A 16,947-nucleotide genomic window follows, 5' to 3' on the forward strand; every position below is an offset into this window, starting at 1 on the left:
ATGAGTGATGATTATTAAACTGACCTATCGGTCTGACCTTATTTTTATTCGTTTTTAAAATTTTACAAAAAAAAAGCATATCAGTTAAGATATGCTTTTTTGTCGATTTTTGTACTAGAAGTGGGAATCGAACCCACACGCCGATTAAGGCACAGGATTTTAAGTCCTGCGTGTCTACCAGTTCCACCATTCCAGCATATTATGATTTAACCTTTACTTTTAAAGATTAAATTCTCACTCATTTTTACAAATTTTATTTGAAGTTTAATTTTTGATTAAAACCAAAGAATTGATTCTCCATGTAAAGTCCGTAAAAATTGAGCGAAAGACGAGGCTCGAACTCGCGACCTCAACCTTGGCAAGGTTGCGCTCTACCAACTGAGCTACTTTCGCTTGTTAGTACTCGAAGATTTTTTTTTGACTTTTGACTCGTTTTGATGATTTACTTTTTGAATTACAAAATGAGCTATTTATCAGACCTTCTTTCCCTTAATTGTGATGCAAAGATACTACTGTTTTTTTAATATTCAATAGCTAAACTAACTTTTTTTATAAATAATTCCTTAATTATTTCTTAATGATTGATTTTCAATAGCTTAACAAGAAAAGTTTTTTTTGAAGTTGTTTAAGAATGTTTTTTTCTAGTTCTGGCAAATATTAAAGTAAAGGCTAAATAGTGTAAACTTTGCCACGTATGAATTTTAGTTTCGTACCTCATAATTAAGGCTTTGAAAGCATCTAACCACGCATTAGTTCTTTCAATAACGAATCTCAATTCATACATTTCTTCATCTTTAAATGGTTGATTATCAAGGTCTTTTTTATTTCTTTTATTAAAATCTATATTATCTACAATATCTAAATGATTACAAAAAGAACGAAAGGCTTGTGTATCAAAGGCTGCATCAGCATTGAGAAAAATTCCTCCTTCTCTAATTTGAGAAGCATTCAAATCATCTATCATAGATTGCATATTTTTTTCAAGTTCAAAAGCATCGTGATGATTGCCTGCTCTTGGAACAGACATCGCTACTGGAATACCATTTTTATCCGTTAGAAAAAGTGCATTGGTTGTTTTTCCTGCTTTTCTTTTGGAATATCCAATACCTTCTCCTCCTCGTTTAGCTGAAGTGTGGCTGCCGTCTAGCTGACAAATAGAAAAATCTAATTCTCCACGATAATCTTCTAAATACTTGATCCATAATTTCTTCCAACTTCCTAATTTTGACCATTTATTATAATGGTAATATACTGTATTCCAGCGAATTGATAAGTTTCCGAAAAATTGTTTCATAGGAAGTTCTCGCCATTGACTCCCTGATTTTAAGCGATACACAATGGCTTGGATAATACGCCAAAGAGCTACTTTTATACGACGACCTTTTGTAAATTGATGTAAATAAGGTAAAATATTTTCGGTTATAAATTTTTTTGATAAGTTTACGTACATAGAGGGAAAAATAGTTAGATTGAAAATGTGATGATTTACAAGTATAACTATTTTGACCTCTTTTTAAAAAAATAAATCACCATTCTTAAACAAGTTCTTTATTTATTTTCTTCAAAACATAATTAACTTCTGTTTAGCAAACACAACTAACTCTATTTGTTTGTTTAGGTTGATTTTCTTTTGGTAAGTGTACACTCTCAAAATTTAGTTCATTGTTTTTCATTGTGTTAGTTTTTATCTTTTTTCCTAAACGTTGATTCAAAACATGAAAAACAATAAGCAAGGCAGAAGCTAAATAAGCTAAATATTCTATTCCAATAACATATTCTTCTAACAAAATAGAAACTATAAAAAGACTTGCACAACTCCAGAGACCTACTTTAATCCAAGAAACGAAACTTTTACGAGTAGCAAAAAAAACAGCTATCAGCGTAATCAGAATGAAAAAATAATCTAAAGAATGCCAATGCGAACCTTCGAAAAGACTAAAAAATTCTAAAGAAGAATGAGAATGTTCAGTATGCGAAGTAGAAGCTAACACATCTCCTGCATAATAAATAGAGTGAACTCCCATTAGAATAGGTACAATAGCACAATGAATTATGCACAAAAAGGCACTCACTGCTCCTATAAAGTCGGAATTGATATTTTTTATTTTGCTTAAATACAAATATTTTTTCATAGCGTAATTTCTTGCAGATTATTTTATATGCAAATATAGTAAATGCAACTCAGTTGCAAAAACAAAACGCTAAAAACTGAATAAAAGTTTTACAAAAAGTAAAAATTTAAAGAAATTAGTCTTAATAAATTTATTTTTGCTTCAACCAAACATCTTTTACAGCATTTAGGGCATCTTCTGTTAGAGGTTTTGTAGTAAATTTAATTACATATTCGTTTCCTACAATTCTATCAATATCACGCTTATTGTCAGAGCTAGAAAGCACTGAAATACGACATTTCTTGTGTACAGACTTTGGCATTTGACCAAATTCATACAGGAAAATAAAACCATCAACGATAGGCATGTTTATATCCAAAAATATTAAATCTGGAAGTTTTGACTCATCGTCTTTATTTTCTTTTAAATATTCTAATGCACTTTTTCCTGAATTTTTTGTAACTACTTCGTTTGCAAAGCCTGTAAGTTCGATGATGCGTTTACTAATAAAATTATCAGTATCGTTGTCATCTACAAGCATAACTAAGCTGATTTTGTCTGTATTTTGAGTTGAGTTTGCCATAAGTAAGTCAATGTCTATCTTGAATGGAACTATTTGTTTGAGTAGTATTTTTATATCCAATTATCATTTTAACACAATAATACGGATTTTTCAACCATTTTTTGAATGAAAATAGGATTATTTTTGAAATAAATTTGATATAAGACAATAGATTTTTTAAATCGCTATTTTTTTTTCAATTTTAAGTAAAAATTAGAATAGACCAAAATAAGAAAACCTAATTTGTTAAACAAACTTTGAACAATATAATTTTAATTCCTATTACAAATGTCTAATTATAGATTCTTAGTAAGAAATAAATTTCAAAGCAAAGCAAAATTAGGTTATTTTTGAAATGCGCTTCAGCACAATAAATCAGCTAAAAACTGCCAATTATAAATATATGGATTTTAAAAACATTACTCTTCAAGACCTCAAAAATAGAGCTGCAAAAAAAGCAGAACAAAATACACAAGAACTTCCAAAAGAATTTCCTGTTTGGGAAACACCTGAAAAAATTGCTGTAAAGCCATTTTACACAAAAGAAGATTCTGCTTCGCTTCCTCATTTGAATTATCAGGCTGGTATTGCACCTTTTTTACGTGGTCCTTATCCGACTATGTACGCTGTTCGTCCTTGGACGGTTAGGCAATATGCAGGCTTTTCGACGGCAGAAGAATCAAATGCTTTTTATCGTCGTAATTTGGCAGCAGGACAAAAAGGACTTTCTGTGGCTTTTGACCTTGCAACACATAGAGGATATGATTCTGACCATTCTCGTGTGGTGGGAGATGTTGGAAAAGCTGGTGTAGCGATTGATACGGTAGAGGATATGAAGATTTTGTTTGATAAAATTCCTCTTGATCAAATGTCAGTTTCGATGACTATGAATGGCGCAGTTTTGCCGATTATGGCATTTTTTATTGTGGCAGCAGAAGAACAAGGTGTCGCAACAGAAAAACTGAGTGGGACTATTCAGAATGATATTTTGAAAGAATTTATGGTTCGTAATACGTATATCTATCCACCTGAACCAAGTATGCGAATTATTGCCGATATTTTTAGATATACAGCCGATAAAATGCCAAAATTTAATTCTATCAGTATTAGTGGTTATCACATGCAAGAAGCAGGTGCGACGGCTGACATTGAGCTTGCTTACACGCTTGCTGATGGCTTAGAATATGTCAAAAAAGGAATTGAAGCAGGATTAGATATTGATGGATTTGCGCCTCGTTTGTCGTTCTTTTGGGCAATTGGAATGAATACGTTTATGGAAGTTGCCAAAATGCGTGCAGGGCGTTGGCTTTGGGCAAATATGATAAAAGAATTTAATCCGAAAAGTGAGAAATCCATGGCTCTCAGAACGCATTGCCAAACTTCGGGTTGGTCTTTGACAGAACAAGATCCTTTTAATAATGTAACTCGTACAACTATTGAGGCTTTGGCTGCTGTTTTTGGTGGTACACAGTCGTTGCATACCAATTCACTAGATGAAGCGATTGCACTTCCGACTGATTTTTCGGCTCGTATTGCACGTAATACGCAATTATTTATTCAAAATAATACTGATATTACAAAAGCCATTGACCCTTTTGCAGGTTCGGATTATGTAGAAAACTTGACTTATGAGCTTGCAAATCGTGCTTGGGAACTCATTGAAGAAGTGGAATCTTTAGGAGGAATGACAAAGGCGATTGAGGCAGGAATTCCCAAACTACGCATTGAAGAAGCTGCTGCACGAAAACAAGCACGTATTGACGGACAAAAAGATACGATTGTGGGTGTAAATAAATATATAGTTGATGAAAATGAGGAAGACAAAGTAGAAATTGATGTTTTGGATGTTGATAATGTGGCTGTAAGAGAATCTCAACTCAAGAGGTTGAAAGAAGTAAAAGAAAAGCGCAATGATGAAAAAGTCAAAATGGCTCTTCAAAAACTAACTGATGCAGCACAAAACAAAACAGGAAATTTGTTAGAACTTGCCGTAGATGCTGCACGAGAACGAGCTACTTTAGGCGAAATTTCGCAAGCGATGGAAACTGTTTTTGGTCGTTATCAAGCGCAAACCAAACTTATTGCAGGAATGTACTCTAATGAAATGGATAAAGGAAATGAAAATGGAACGAATGTAAATAGTGATTTTGCATTGGCTCAAAAACGCTCTGATGAGTTTGCAGAGATTGAAGGTCGTCGCCCACGTATTTTGATTGCCAAAATGGGACAAGATGGACACGATAGAGGCGCAAAAGTAATTGCGACCAGTTTTGCAGATTTGGGTTTTGATGTGGATATAAGTCCACTTTTTCAAACGCCTGAAGAAGTAGCCAAACAAGCTGCCGAAAATGATGTGCATATTGTAGGTGCGTCTTCCCTTGCTGCTGGACACAAAACGCTCGTTCCTGCCCTTATTGAAGAACTCAAAAAGATTGGTAGAGAAGATATTATGGTTGTGGCTGGTGGTGTGATTCCTCCGAAAGACTATGATTTCTTGTATGAAAAAGGGGTTTCGGCTGTTTTTGGTCCGGGAACGGTCATTGCAAAGGCTGCTATGAAAATTTTGGATGAGCTTTTGGAGGGGTAGGTTCGATTATTTAGAGAAATATATTTATTAATTTTAGCTAAACTATTATCTATGGAACTGATATATCTTTGGGTTGAAAAATATAAAAATATTAAAAATGAGGGATTTAATTTTAGCCCAAAGTATCATTTTGAATATATATCTGAAACTAACACCCTTGAATTTGTAGAAAATGAAACTGTAATTTTATATCAAGAAAGTTTTTTTGGAGAGCATATAACAAATGTTACTGCCATTATTGGTCAAAACGGTTCAGGTAAAAGTTCAGTTCTTGAATGTTTATTAGCCCCGAAAGAAGGAAATTGTATTCTTGTATTTAAACAAAAAGTAAGTTTAGAAAATGAAGAGAATAAATATCAATATATAGTACGCTATTATGCTGAGATACTCATTTCTAAAATAGAAGGAAAGTCTATAAATACTAATAATGAGGAAGGAGAAACTGTTATAGAGGTAAAAAAAGCAGATAAAAGTTATATTTTTAAGTGTTTAAACTCCAATTCAGCTAACTATTCCCTTTTTCCTTCTGAAACTGAAAAGCAAGTTTCCATTATCTTCTATTCTGATTATTATGATGAAATAAAAGAAAATTTAGAGTTAGTAAAAGAGGTTAAAGATATTTCATTTTTTCACAGGTTTCATAAACACGAAGAAGGAGCATGGAATGACTTTAAGTATAGAGAAAGTATCTCTAAAATGAACTTAATAAAAGACTTTACAAATAATGATGTCTTTCCATTTAAACTACCAAATCGTCTTCGTATAAAACTGAATTATGATGGAATACATAGGGTGTATAAAAATGCTCCTTATGATGATAAACTGCGATTTCCTAAAGAGCAACATAGACACGATAAAAAATTAAATTTCGATTGGAAACCGTCTTTTGTTGGAAATGAAGATTCGTTTTTTACAGCCTTGGAATGGTTAATTTTCTATTCATCATTCACTCATGTATTTTTTCAAAACCTGTTGCTTAATGCAACAACAAATGATTTGGGAGATATTAATAATGCTATATCTTCTGCCAAGAGTTTACCTATGAAATCTGCAATGAGGGCTATAAGAGTATATCTTACTTTGAACAAACAAGAACAAAACTACTATGATATTCAACAACTTGAACGAAACTTAGAAGAGTTTATGATTTTTTTAAGAGAAAATATTTCTTGGGAAATGGGTAAAGCATTTATAAATATAGATAAAGGAGAAGAAATGATTGAAAAATTAAACACTTTTAATAAATTGACCTCTCCAATTACATTTTCTTGGTATAAAGATACTAAACCATTTTATTTCAGTTCTGGAGAAAATATTTTTTTACGTCTATTTTCAAGTTTATATTATTTAGCACAAAATGAATTATCAGATAATCTAATAATAATTATAGACGAGGGTGAATTAGGAATGCACCCACAATGGCAAAAAAAATATTTAAAAAATTTATTAGAAATTTTACCAAAAATTTTTCCTAGAAAAAAAGCGCAAATTATTTTAACCTCACATTCTTCATTTCTTGTTTCTGATTTACCTAAAGAAAATATTGTTTTTTTAAAGAAAGGAGATAATGATTTATGCAAAGTTGAACCGTTAATTGAACAAGAGAAAACATTTGGACAGAATATACATACTTTATTATCAGATTCATTTTTTTTGGAAGATGGCGTAGTTGGAGATTTTGCATTAGATAAGATTAATTCTTACGTAAAAAAAATCAATGAATTTGATAATACAGAAGATGCACAAAGTAAAATCAAAGAGATAGACCATTTTATAAATCTTATCGGAGATAAACTTATTCGTACTCATTTAAAAATGAAATTAGAAATTTTAGTTAATACAATGAGTAGAGATACACAAAAAAACTACTATCAAAGAAAAATTGATGAACTAAATAACGAAGGAGGTAACCAATGATAAAAATACATCATTCTATTCAAGAGCTTAGTTTGCATGCTAATGAATTTGTAAAGACTCTAAGACAAAAAAGCATAATCTCTAATATAAAAGCAAGTTTAAATACTGCTAAAGCAACATATCCAAGCTATAACTCGCTAATAGACTGGTTTATTACAGACTATATAGATAATGAAAAAATATTTTCATTGGAGATAATACACTTTAGAAATTTAATTTATGAGATTGATAAACGTAGTTTTGAAATTCTACAAAACACATCAACATTTATCAACTATCCTCCTGCTCAGAGTGTTTATTACAATATTGAATCATTTTTTAAAGTATATGTTTGTCAAACTGCAATAGATAATCTAGTTAGACAATTAGATATTATTACAAACAAAAATGGAAGTAAAAAGGAATCTGCTCAAAAAATGATTTCTGATATAACCTCTCTACCACTTACTGATTTATCAAAGCTAATTAATGAAAAAATTATAAAAACACCACAGTATATTATTGATTATGCACTTCCTGAACTTCAACAACTTAATAATGAATTAAATAGAGTAGTAATTCCTATAATAATAACTCATTTTTCTAATATAGAAAAAATATTTAAGTGTTTTAATTATAAAAAATATAGGAAAGAATTTGTAGAAAGTATAGTTAAGAATCTAAATGTGAATACTTGTTTGTATTGTAATAGACATTATATAAGTCATAGTTTTAAGGGTAAAAAAAGATATGGAATAACACTTGATCATTTTTATGATAAAGGAACTCATCCTTATTTTGCTTTGTCATTTTATAACCTTGTTCTTAGTTGTCATTCTTGTAATAGTTCTTTAAAAGGTACTATTCCCTTTTGTACAACCACACATTTACATCCTTACAATGAAGGATTTGAAAATATTTTAGAGTTTACTATTGATGCTGATGTAAATGAATTAATAGGCTATACAAATACTGATTTTGATATTATTCTAAAGCCAGTACAAGGAAGTAATCTTAATGATGCAACAAAAGGTCAAAGAAATATTAAAGATTTTTATCTAAATGAACAGTATAATCTTCATAAGGAAGAGGTAAGAGAATTATTAAATCTCTGTGAGGAGTATCCTAATCTTAAAGCTCCTTATCAAATTGATAATATGCAGGAGATAGAAAGAAAAACTATTCTAAGAATGATTTTAGGTGTAATGGATATTGAAGAATTTCATAAAAGACCATTGTCTAAACTTAAAAGAGATATAGTAAAAAAATATTATGAAAGATTATTACAATAAATTTCCCTCAAAAAATATGAAACCCCAAAACTACCACATTCTAAACGGAGATTCTTTAAAAGAGCAATTTCCAAAATCTATTCAAGGCAAAATTATCGTTGCTAGAGAGGCTTTGGTAGATGGAAATGTAGAAGGAGAGAGTTTGGAAGAGTTTTATGAAACGAGAGCTACATTTATTAGTAGCCATTACGCAGAATATAGCAAAGAAGATTATTTTGAAAAAACGGTTTCTGAATTTGAGAAAATACAGGCTATTCCTAGTGAGGTAGATATTAATTTATGGTTTGAAGATGATTTGTTTTGCCAAGTAAATTTTTGGTTTGTGGTGCATCTTTTGAATAAAAATGGTCAGAAAAATTCTATTTTTTTAGTTCGTCCTAAAGAACATACGCAGTACGGTTTTGGTGGCTTGAATGAATCTGAATTGATTTCTATTTATGAAAATCGTTTGTCTATTGGTCAGAATGAGCTAAATAAAATTGCTCTCCTTTGGGAACATTACAAAAATAATGACACCGAAAAATTAGTGCAAATAGCTAAAGAACTGGGTGAAAATTATGCTTTTATGCTTCCTGCCATAGATGCACATCTTCAACGCTTTCCAACAAGTGAAGAGAAGTTAGGAAGACCCAAAGCATCACTCATTCAGATAATGAAAGACCTCAAAAGTGAAGAATTTGAACCTGTTTTTAGAGAATTTTCGAAAAGAGAATCTATTTATGGTTTTGGAGATTTACAGGTGCAACGGCTTTTTGATGAGGTGAAATCTTTCTTTCTTTAAAAAGAATTTTTACAAGATTTTCAATCATTTTTATCAACAAAAAAACCGTTTTACTCAAAAAATGAATAAAACGGTTTTTTAGAATTTTATTTTAACAACAGATTATTTACTTAGCAAATTGATCTAATTGACTAGACTCTGCCAAAATAATAACGTGGTTGTTAAGCACTTCAATTACGCCACCACTAATAGTATAGAAAACTTCTTTTCCTTCTTGGGTACGTATTCTTACCTTTCCTTCTTGCAAAGAACTAACAAGAGCAGCGTGATTGTCCAACACTTCGAAAGAACCTTTTGCTTCCGAACCTGGAACTAAAACACCTGTTGCTTGTCCTGAAAATACTTTATCGTCTGGAGTAATAATTTCCAAAAACATAATTTATACTAATTTAGATTTTAGAATTTAGAAGTTAGATTTTGGAAGTTTAATTAAATTCTAACTTCTAAAATCTAACTTCTAACTTTATTTTTAAGCGTTTGCTTCTTTAAGAAGTTTCTCACCAGCTTCGATTACTTGTTCGATTGTTCCTTTAAGTAGGAATGCTTTTTCAGGATATTGGTCAAGTTCGCCATCCATAATCATATTAAAGCCACGAATTGTGTCTTTGATATCAACAAGCTGCCCTTGAAGACCTGTAAACTGCTCTGCTACGTGGAATGGCTGAGATAAGAAACGCTGAACACGTCTAGCACGAGTTACAACTAATTTATCTTCTTCAGAAAGCTCATCCATACCCAAGATAGCAATGATATCTTGAAGTTCGTTGTAACGTTGAAGCATGTTCTTCACACGTTGTGCTGTATCATAATGCTCATCACCTACAATTTCTGCACTCAAAATACGAGAAGTAGAGTCTAAAGGATCTACAGCAGGATAGATACCAAGCTCTGAAATTTTACGAGAAAGTACAGTTGTAGCATCCAAGTGAGAGAAAGTAGTTGCTGGAGCTGGGTCAGTCAAGTCATCTGCAGGTACATAAACAGCCTGTACAGATGTAATTGAACCACGCTTAGTAGAAGTAATACGCTCTTGCATTACACCCATTTCAGTTGCAAGTGTTGGTTGGTAACCTACAGCAGAAGGCATACGACCTAAAAGTGCTGATACTTCCGAACCTGCTTGCGTAAAACGGAAAATGTTATCGATAAAGAAAAGAATATCACGTCCTTTTCCTTGTCCGTCGCCATCACGGTAATACTCTGCAAGTGTAAGACCTGACAAAGCAACTCTAGCTCTTGCCCCAGGAGGCTCATTCATCTGACCAAAAACGAAAGTAGCTTTAGAATCTTTCATTTTCTCTTGATCTACAAGAGATAAATCCCATCCGCCTTCTTCCATAGAGTGCAAAAAGTCTTTACCATAATCTACAATACCAGATTCTAACATCTCACGAAGAAGGTCATTTCCTTCACGAGTACGCTCACCTACACCTGCAAATACAGAAAGACCAGCATAAGCCTTTGCAATGTTATTGATAAGCTCTTGAATAAGAACTGTTTTACCTACACCAGCACCACCAAAAAGACCAATTTTACCACCTTTTGAGTATGGCTCTAAAAGGTCAATTACTTTGATACCTGTAAAAAGAACTTCTGTTGAAGTAGACAGATTTTCAAAAGCAGGAGGATCACGGTGAATAGGAAGACGTTGTTCGCCTTTTGGTTGAGGAATACCATCAATAGCTTCTCCAACTACGTTAAATAAACGTCCTTTTATATCGTCTCCAACAGGCATAGAAATTGGCTGACCTGTATTTGTAACAACCATTCCACGTCTAAGCCCTTCAGTACCTTCCATAGATATAGTACGAACACGGTCTTGACCCAAATGCTGCTGACATTCTAGTACAACGAGTGTACCGTCTTCTTTTGTTACTTGAAGAGCATCTAAGATATGAGGTAAAGTACCATCTACGAAACTCACGTCCACTACTGGACCAATTACTTGAACGATTTTGCCTGTTGTTGCCATATTTATTTATTACAAATTACGAAATGAATATTCAGCGAAGCTAATTATGGATTACGAGTAATTATAATCGTAATTTATTTCGTTATGATGATTAAATCAATTAAACGTTTTAGTTTTTTCTTGATAGCTTCTTAACTATAAAGATATAGAAGCGTATTTAATTTAACTGCAAAAGTAGTATTTATTATTCGTATCTCAAAAGTTTTTGATAAAAAATACTGATTTTAGACCTTGAGTAATCTTCTAGAAAATTGAACTTCTAATTATAATTATAGAATATCTTAATTCGTTTCCACATAATTAGTATCCAATTGTTTTCCTTTTGGATATTTGATAGTATATTCTAATTTGAATTTCTTAGAATCAGAAGGAGGAATTTCAGTATTCCAAATTACTTTTCCAGTTGTAGTAGTTAGCACTCCACCACTTAGATTTTCGGTTTCTACTTCAATTCTACTATCCATAGAAAGAGGAATTTGGTCAATGACTTTCACATTTACTTTGCGACTCAAATTATTTTTCACTACAATTTCAAAAACTTTTGATTCTCTTACATTTGAGCCTATAAATTTACGTTTGTTTTTATCTTTTAATGTAATTCTTTCGGCTATAATTCGGCTGTCTTTTCCTAATGAAACGGCTAAAGTATCACCCGAATTTTGCGTATCCAAATAAGTTTTACCTACAAATTTATTCTCAAAATAAATATTTACATCGCCTGAAACAAGTTGATATTGCTGCCAATCTGAAAGGTTTGCCATCAAAAAACCTTCTTTATTTTTTCCTGAAAAAACAGTATATTGATAATCTGTTTCCACTTCCATTTTTGAAACTTCTACAAGTTGTTTTCTTCCATCAGAAAGAATGGTATAAGGCAAACTAATTTCGAACTCGGAAGCTAGAGCTGTTTCTTTTGTTTTGGTATAATCTGCAATAGATTCAGATTTTTCGTCTTCTCCTCCCCAATCGCCACCACTTCCCCAGTCATCTCCTCCTCCAAAACCACCTAAATCATCACTAGTAAATCCCATTGCAATTTCTTCTTCTGTTAGTTGCACCTCTTCATTATATACTTCTTGTGGAACAAAAATTTTCAAATGTTGAGCATAAAATTCAGGTGTTTCGGTGCTTTGAGTTGGGTCTGCTGTTGACAAAGTCAGATTTATATCTTTCCAATCAATTCCTGTAGTTTGGCTTACGTGCGCTCTATATGAAATTTCCATTGGCTCGCCTACTTCCTTTGCTCTCAAATCATAAATTGGATTCCAAGAAACATTTTTAACTAAATATTGCATCATAAATTCTACAGGTACAGCAGATTTTGCTTCCAAACTCACAATCACTTCCCCAGAAGGAATATCAACTGATAAATCAAAACTAGAGTTTGTACTTTTGTTAAGCATGCGAGATAAGTCATTTTGCAGACGATTAATAAGCAAATTATTTTCAGCTTGCATTTGATTATTTTCTCTAACTTGTTTACGAACTATCGAAATTCTTTTTCGTATAAAATCTGCCATTTCTGCAAGTTCAGTAGGCGTAAGTGGGCGTGTTTGACTACTGATTTTTTGATTATCTATTAATAAAATTTCCTCATTTTGTAAAATCTGTAAATCGTCTGAAAGTTCTTTTTTTATTAAACGAGCTTCTTGTAATGAATCTCTTATCTTTTGAGAAATTGCCCACGCTTTCGGATTTCTTCGGCTTGTTATGGTTGGCTGAACAGAAAAAATAGTTACTTGATTAGAATTTGCCAAAAGCTGAAAACTATTTTCTATAAGTTTAGGAGAAAGTCCTGTAAAGATAATTTCATTTTTTCCTTCTTTTAAGTTTGCTTTTGCGAGGCGTGTAATTTGCGCTCTTGTTCTAAAAACGGTTACAGATTCAATTTTACTAGTTACAGATTGGGAATTTAGGCTTTGAGAAAAAGCAAAGTTATGCTGTAAAAAAAAGAAATAGCAGAGAATTGATAGTGATACTAAAAGTAAGTTGTGGTTTTTCATAATTCTATTTTTAGAGAATGAATAAGTAGTTTTTGAGATAATTTAGTAAAATAACCTCAATTAGTCTATTTTAATTGTGTCATTTTTTGGAGAGAGATAAAAGAGAGATAAATCAGAATCACAGTAACCATTACTATTATTTTTTTTAAAAAATTACTTGTTACTTAAGTCAGATAACTTAAACAAAAATACTCGCCTTGCATAACAATAAATTCAATAAGCAATACATTTTATTGAAAAACTTTCATTTTTTGAGTTATAAACTTAAAGTTATGATAGTAAAAAAACATTTTTACAGAAAATATAGCATTTTTAAAAAACAAATTTAACAAAGAAATAACAAAAATCACTCAGTAAAATACAAAAATAAAGTTGTTAATAGTTGTAAAATTATTATCTTTGAGATAGATTAGTTAATTAACTAAATTTTACTCCCATTACATTTCATACTAAATTTTATCCCTTTATTTTTAGACACAAAAATTATATGAACACGAAAGTGAAAATTACCTTTGCTTTAGTTTTAATTGTTTTATTAATTGGAATGGGCTTTTCTTTTTTAAAAAAATCCTCTGCCTTCTCTATTTTCACTAAAAATGGCATTGAAGCAACGGATGATAATGCTCAAAAACAAGAAGCTCAACGTTTATCAGCTTATCTTAAAATGAGTGTAGAACAACGCAAAGCACTTCCTAAACAAGATCGTCCTAAGGAAGCAATGTTAAGAGATTTTGAAATGACAAAAGATCCAGCATTGGGTTATGTTCCTTCTCAACGAAGAATCCAAGTATTTAAAGAAGTACAAGAAATGTCTCGTACTCGTCGTTTGGCTAAAGCCATTGCAGGAACAACATGGACAGAAAGAGGACCTAACAATATTGGTGGCAGAACACGTACTATTATGTTTGACCCAAATGATGGAAATCGCAAAAAAGTGTGGGCTGGTGCTGTTTCTGGAGGATTGTGGTATAATAATGATATTACAAATGCTACTTCTCAATGGCAAAATATAAATGATTTTTGGGCAAATTTAGCAGTAACTTCTATTGCTTATGACCCTTCTAATACACAAATTATGTATGCAGGAACGGGAGAAGGTTTTTTTAATGTTGATGCTGTACGTGGAGCTGGCATTTGGAAAACTTCTGATGGAGGACAAACTTGGAATCAATTAGCAAGTACAAATAATTCTAACTTTCACTATATTCAAAAGATTGCTATCACTTCTGGAGGCTCTGTATTTGTAGCTACACGAACAGGTGTTTTTAGATCACAAGATAAAGGAAGTTCTTGGTCATTCCTAGTTAGTGGAAATGCTTCTGATATAGAAATTACATCAAATGGAACTGTATATGCTGCGACAGGAATTTTTAGTACAGGTATTGTTCGTAAATCTACTAATTTTGGTCAGGATTGGACAATTGTTACTCCTGCAACAGGTGGACAACGTATAGAACTTGCTGTTGCACCTTCTGATAATAATGTAATCTATGCTGTAGCAAGTGGGAGTAATAATAGTGTAGCTTGGTTTAGAAAATCTACTGATGGAGGAAGTTCTTGGTCAAATGTTACTATTCCTTCTTATTTAGAACAGAATTGTCAGATAGGAACAAATGATTTTACTAGAGGACAGGCTTGGTATGATTTGAGTTTGGCAGTACACCCTACTAACCCAAATAGTGTAATAGTGGGAGGAATTGATTTACACAGAACTACAGATGCAGGTTCTACTTGGCAGTTAATATCTTACTGGACAGGGGGCTGTAATAAACCTTTTGTTCATGCAGATCAACATACAATTACTTTCCGTCCACAAGATTCCAATGTAGCTCTTTTCGGACACGATGGAGGAGTTTCTTATTCATCTAATATTTGGAATACAAACCCTACATTTGCTACTCGTAATAATGGCTATAATGTAACTCAATTCTATGGAATAGCTACAAGTAGTATTGCAAATTCGAATTATATGTTAGCTGGAGCGCAAGATAACGGAACTATCAAGATAAATAGCTCAGGAATTAGTGGAGGAGTAACTGCAAGTGGAGGAGATGGTGGTTTTCCACACATTGATAAAGATAATCCTAGCTTTCAAATTACTTCCTTTACTAATAACAATTATAGTATTTCTAAAGATGCAGGTTCTTCTTTCAATTTTGTAGTAGGAAATAATTCAGGTAGGTTTATAAATCCTACTGATTATGATGACAATACGAATATTCTCTATTCGGCATCAGGTTCAAATCAGTATATGAGAATAAATAATTTGACTAATGCGATTAATACTATAACACTTACAAATGTTGCTGTTAATGCTCTTGCAGGAACTCAAATATCAGCTATAAAGGTTTCTCCTTATACAGATAATCGTATTTTTGTAGCTGACGATGCTGGTAAAGTCATTCGTATTGATAATGCACATACAAATAGCCCTACCATACTTACTATTTCTAAATCAAATATTCCTTTTGGATATATTTCGTGTATAGAACTAGGAACTTCTGATAATGAAATCTTGATTACTTTATCTAACTATGGTGTAGCATCTGTTTTTGAAACTACAAATGGAGGAACTTCTTGGGTAAATAAAGAAGCAAACCTTCCTGATTTTCCTGTACGTTGGGCATTGTACAATCCAAACAATACAAATGAAGTTCTTTTGGCAACTGAAACAGGGGTTTGGTCTTCGGATAATTTCAAATCTGCTAATCTTACTTGGGGATTGAGCAGTGCTGGATTAGCCAATGTACGTTGTGATATGCTCGTTTATAAAGAATCTGACAGAACAGTAGCTGTAGCAACCCATGGAAGAGGAATATTTACAAGTGATGTATTCAAAACTATACCTATTCCTGCTGACGTAGTTGGAAACTGGGCAGAAAATGAAATTCGTTATATGATAAATAATGCATTTATGGCTGGTTATTCTGATGGAACATTCAAACCTGATAATTTCCTTACTCGTGCAGAATTTGCCACTATGATTGTAAAGGTAATCAATCCCCCAATTTCTAGTAATCCTACTATTGCAAACCGTAGTTTTACAGATATTAGTGGACACTGGGCAGAACAAAATATCTTGAAAGCAGCTCGTGCTGGTTATTTATCAGGCTATCCAGATGGAACATTCTTACCTAATGACAAAATAACTAAGATGCAAGTAAACCTATCTATCTCTAATGGATTAGGATTAAGTGGAGGAACTTCTTCTATGCTAAATTTATTTACAGATAAAGCTGATATTCCTGCTTGGGCAACTACATCAATTAGTAATGCTGTTGGAAATCGTTTTGTAGCTAATCATTCTGATAAAAATTATTACCGTCCAAATTGGAGTAGTACCCGTGCAAATGCTGTTGTGGTTATGTATCAAGCCTTGCGTTATTTGAATCGTGCGCCCGAATTGTATAACTTTTATATTGTTGTACCAAGCAATCCAGTTTCTAAAATAGCTGCTATTACACAAGACAATAAGAATTTTGAAGTTACTGTTTATCCGAATCCTGTTCAGAATGAATTACGTTTTAATATATTTTCCAAGAATCCAATTGAATATGTAATTTATGAAGTTGCTTTAGGTAAAGTAGTAAAACAAGGAACTTTAGATAGTTCTAGAAAAGTAGATGTTTCTACCCTTACTTCGGGAATTTATATTGTCAAAGTTTCAGTAGATGGAATTACACATACAAAGAAAATTGTTAAAAGTTAATTGAAGATAGTTTAGCAATTCTTTTTAATCAAAA

11 protein-coding genes and 2 tRNA genes are annotated in these 16,947 nt (G+C 32.1%); 5 read left to right on the plus strand and 8 right to left on the minus strand.

Going from position 1 to position 16,947, the window contains the following annotated elements; translation table 11 throughout:
• Nucleotides 1–112: 112 nt before the first annotated feature.
• The 5 genes from V9L05_RS02260 to V9L05_RS02280 form a co-directional block, all read right to left on the minus strand.
• Nucleotides 113–196, minus strand: a tRNA-Leu gene (locus V9L05_RS02260).
• Between the two features lie 124 nt (nucleotides 197–320).
• A tRNA-Gly gene (locus V9L05_RS02265) sits at nucleotides 321–393 on the minus strand.
• Nucleotides 394–625: 232 nt separating this feature from the next.
• On the minus strand, nucleotides 626–1,450 hold the full coding sequence (locus V9L05_RS02270) for an IS5 family transposase (protein ID WP_338812380.1): 825 nt from the start codon (nucleotides 1,448–1,450) through the stop codon (nucleotides 626–628).
• Between the two features lie 133 nt (nucleotides 1,451–1,583).
• Entirely contained in the window at nucleotides 1,584–2,132 is a 549-nt protein-coding gene (locus V9L05_RS02275) for a MerC domain-containing protein (protein WP_338814223.1), read from the minus strand.
• A gap of 130 nt (nucleotides 2,133–2,262) precedes the next feature.
• Entirely contained in the window at nucleotides 2,263–2,694 is a 432-nt protein-coding gene (locus V9L05_RS02280) for a response regulator (RefSeq protein WP_338790554.1), read from the minus strand.
• A 382-nt stretch (nucleotides 2,695–3,076) separates the two neighbouring features.
• Here V9L05_RS02280 and scpA point away from each other — a divergent pair, with 382 nt between their 5' ends.
• The 4 genes from scpA to V9L05_RS02300 are packed head-to-tail and all read left to right on the plus strand — an operon-like array spanning nucleotide 3,077 to nucleotide 9,229.
• Nucleotides 3,077–5,260: a methylmalonyl-CoA mutase gene (scpA, locus tag V9L05_RS02285; RefSeq protein WP_338814224.1), complete on the plus strand. Its 2,184-nt coding sequence runs from the start codon at nucleotides 3,077–3,079 to the stop codon at nucleotides 5,258–5,260.
• A gap of 51 nt (nucleotides 5,261–5,311) precedes the next feature.
• Complete coding sequence (locus V9L05_RS02290) at nucleotides 5,312–7,177, plus strand: AAA family ATPase (protein WP_338814226.1); 1,866 nt, start codon at nucleotides 5,312–5,314, stop codon at nucleotides 7,175–7,177.
• Nucleotides 7,174–8,448, plus strand: a complete 1,275-nt coding sequence (locus V9L05_RS02295) for a hypothetical protein (RefSeq protein ID WP_338814227.1) — start codon at nucleotides 7,174–7,176, stop codon at nucleotides 8,446–8,448. Before V9L05_RS02290 ends, V9L05_RS02295 begins: the two co-directional genes overlap by 4 nt.
• A 16-nt stretch (nucleotides 8,449–8,464) precedes the next feature.
• Entirely contained in the window at nucleotides 8,465–9,229 is a 765-nt protein-coding gene (locus tag V9L05_RS02300) for a DUF1835 domain-containing protein (protein WP_338814228.1), read from the plus strand.
• Between the two features lie 106 nt (nucleotides 9,230–9,335).
• On the opposite strand, the gene atpC is transcribed toward V9L05_RS02300, so the two are convergent.
• The 3 genes from atpC to V9L05_RS02315 form a co-directional block, all read right to left on the minus strand.
• Nucleotides 9,336–9,605 (minus strand): ATP synthase F1 subunit epsilon, encoded by a 270-nt coding sequence (gene atpC, locus V9L05_RS02305; RefSeq protein WP_338790546.1) that lies wholly within the window; start codon nucleotides 9,603–9,605, stop codon nucleotides 9,336–9,338.
• Between the two features lie 93 nt (nucleotides 9,606–9,698).
• Nucleotides 9,699–11,201 (minus strand): F0F1 ATP synthase subunit beta, encoded by a 1,503-nt coding sequence (gene atpD / locus V9L05_RS02310; protein ID WP_338814229.1) that lies wholly within the window; start codon nucleotides 11,199–11,201, stop codon nucleotides 9,699–9,701.
• Nucleotides 11,202–11,482: 281 nt separating this feature from the next.
• Complete coding sequence (locus tag V9L05_RS02315; RefSeq protein ID WP_338814230.1) at nucleotides 11,483–13,204, minus strand: DUF4139 domain-containing protein; 1,722 nt, start codon at nucleotides 13,202–13,204, stop codon at nucleotides 11,483–11,485.
• Nucleotides 13,205–13,691: 487 nt separating this feature from the next.
• On the opposite strand from V9L05_RS02315, the gene V9L05_RS02320 reads away from it, so the two are divergent.
• Nucleotides 13,692–16,913, plus strand: coding sequence for an S-layer homology domain-containing protein (locus V9L05_RS02320; protein ID WP_338814231.1), 3,222 nt, complete (start codon nucleotides 13,692–13,694; stop codon nucleotides 16,911–16,913).
• Nucleotides 16,914–16,947 lie beyond the last annotated feature (34 nt).

Origin of the sequence: Bernardetia sp. Wsw4-3y2, assembly GCF_037126295.1 — a bacterium.
GTDB lineage: Bacteria > Bacteroidota > Bacteroidia > Cytophagales > Bernardetiaceae > Bernardetia.

What these genes read in the sequence shown, in the direction of transcription:
- V9L05_RS02270 (WP_338812380.1), bottom strand. Translation starts at nt 1,450, where the DNA reads ATGTACGTAAACTTATCAAAAAAATTTATAACCGAAAATATTTTACCT.
- V9L05_RS02275 (WP_338814223.1), bottom strand. Translation starts at nt 2,132, where the DNA reads ATGAAAAAATATTTGTATTTAAGCAAAATAAAAAATATCAATTCCGAC.
- V9L05_RS02280 (WP_338790554.1), bottom strand. Translation starts at nt 2,694, where the DNA reads ATGGCAAACTCAACTCAAAATACAGACAAAATCAGCTTAGTTATGCTT.
- scpA (WP_338814224.1), top strand. Translation starts at nt 3,077, where the DNA reads ATGGATTTTAAAAACATTACTCTTCAAGACCTCAAAAATAGAGCTGCA.
- V9L05_RS02290 (WP_338814226.1), top strand. Translation starts at nt 5,312, where the DNA reads ATGGAACTGATATATCTTTGGGTTGAAAAATATAAAAATATTAAAAAT.
- V9L05_RS02295 (WP_338814227.1), top strand. Translation starts at nt 7,174, where the DNA reads ATGATAAAAATACATCATTCTATTCAAGAGCTTAGTTTGCATGCTAAT.
- V9L05_RS02300 (WP_338814228.1), top strand. Translation starts at nt 8,465, where the DNA reads ATGAAACCCCAAAACTACCACATTCTAAACGGAGATTCTTTAAAAGAG.
- atpC (WP_338790546.1), bottom strand. Translation starts at nt 9,605, where the DNA reads ATGTTTTTGGAAATTATTACTCCAGACGATAAAGTATTTTCAGGACAA.
- atpD (WP_338814229.1), bottom strand. Translation starts at nt 11,201, where the DNA reads ATGGCAACAACAGGCAAAATCGTTCAAGTAATTGGTCCAGTAGTGGAC.
- V9L05_RS02315 (WP_338814230.1), bottom strand. Translation starts at nt 13,204, where the DNA reads ATGAAAAACCACAACTTACTTTTAGTATCACTATCAATTCTCTGCTAT.
- V9L05_RS02320 (WP_338814231.1), top strand. Translation starts at nt 13,692, where the DNA reads ATGAACACGAAAGTGAAAATTACCTTTGCTTTAGTTTTAATTGTTTTA.